This window comes from Ensifer sp. ENS07, from assembly GCF_014852185.1.
Lineage (GTDB): Bacteria > Pseudomonadota > Alphaproteobacteria > Rhizobiales > Rhizobiaceae > Ensifer > Ensifer adhaerens.
Genome location: NZ_JACVBE010000043.1, coordinates 1 through 1657, shown reverse-complemented (window position 1 = coordinate 1657; position 1657 = coordinate 1). Strand labels below are relative to the sequence as shown.

At 57.9% G+C, this 1657-nt stretch carries 1 protein-coding gene and 1 pseudogene; one reads left to right on the top strand and one right to left on the bottom strand.

The genetic code is table 11. From position 1 onward, the window contains the following. Positions 1-235: 235 nt before the first annotated feature. Complete coding sequence (locus IB277_RS37510) at positions 236-973, top strand: hypothetical protein (RefSeq protein WP_060521184.1); 738 nt, start codon at positions 236-238, stop codon at positions 971-973. Between the two features lie 6 nt (positions 974-979). Here IB277_RS37510 and IB277_RS37505 read toward each other — a convergent pair. Next, a pseudogene (locus tag IB277_RS37505) lies at positions 980-1657 on the bottom strand (ISNCY family transposase); the annotation flags it as partial.

The following is a 1657-nucleotide window of genomic DNA, read 5'->3' as shown; positions in this document are numbered from 1 at the left end:
TGTCAAAGCTGAATAGGGCTGCGACGTCGCCAGCCATTTAGAAATGCGACACTGCCCGCCGGCTTGCTCTGCCAGTCAGCCCCCGATCCGACCGGCTGGTCCGGGTTGAAAGGGCGGAGCGGGGGCGGGTGATGACACTCCCCTTCGGCTTTAGCTTTCTCAGTAGCAATTGTTTTGTCGCCGGTTGATACTCGCTTGCACCTGCATAGGGCGAGGTAGGGATCACAGCCGCACGATGCTTCCGGAAATCAAGCTGCATGGTGACGTCGATGTCGCCGCACTGTCCCCACTTCTTCGCGGTATGCTTCTTTCGGTTGCCTATGCTGACGGTGAGGGCGGCATAGGATTGACGGCGACCGGCGCCATGAACCGCAAGTTCGTGCATTGGGCCGCTGTGCACTTCCTTTGGCCAGGCTTCACAGCCGAAGACCTCTACAGCATGAACAAGGTGCTCAATGAAAGCGACATGCCGCCGCTTTGGGTGGTGCGCGACATGACCCGTCATCTGAAGCTTCTTCGTCGGAAAAAAGATGTGCTGCTGCCAACCAGACGCGGCCGGGAGTTCCTGGTGAACCCGCAAGCCTTCTTCGATCTGATCGCCACGGATTATCTCTATTCGTATGTCCATACCACCGAGCGGGAAGAGGAGGTCCGAGCGCGGTTACGCTGGTGGCGCATGTTCCTCAATCTTCTCAATATCAAAGCCAGGGAAGGGTGCACGCCAATAGACGTTGTGAAGATCCTCTATCCAGACTTGGCGCCTCTGTCGGACACCGAAATGACCATAGAAGCCTGGAAGTTGAAATCCGATCTCCAATATGGCGTCTTTCGGCGCTTGTGCTGGCTCGGTGTGCTCTATGAGGCACGAGAGGGGCTTACGCTCCTCCAGCATGGAGCCTTCCACAAGACGCCACTTTGGCCAGCTTGCCTGCAGTTGGAATCGGATGCGCAGAGCGACATCGGCGTGCATTGACGCTCTTTATTCCGCCGCTGGCCGCCTCATCAACGCTTTCTCTCGTCGCGCAATCACCGCCGGATCGTTCATGAAATCCGTCCGCCGGCCAGGCTTGGGACCACGCTTCTGGTAGCCGTTGGCTGTGCTACCGTCTCGAATGCCGAACATATGATCCGTTTGGCCCGTTCGGCTCGGACCACTCTTGCTGCGCTGCTGTTGGCGTCCGGCCTGCATCTCGGCGACAATTGACAGCATGTCGTCCAGCCGCTTGTTGTCGACGACCTCGGCACGATGCACCGAGCGCAACGTATCGAAGGTCCTGTAGGGCAGGGCAAAGCTCTCGTGCATGATCTCAAGCCGACCGTCCGGATAATCGCAGACAATCACCTTCTGGCCCGCCAATGGCCTGGAAATCTCGGTCGGATCGAGAATGAACAGCACCTTGTCGTAACGCAGCGTCAGGGATTGCGACAGCGTGCGCACTTCCTTGCGGCACATGGCACCATCGAGGTTCTCATGGTCGGACAGCGGCCGGTGCATGTCCTTCGGATTGCGTGGTTGCTTGCCAAAACGAGTGTTGAAATCTGCAATGAACTCAGGCGCATAGACATTGGCAGCTTCGATCGTATCGATACCGCGAAGTCGCATCTCCTTGACCAGCCGATCCTGCAATGTCTGGTTGGCACGCTCCACTCGACCCTT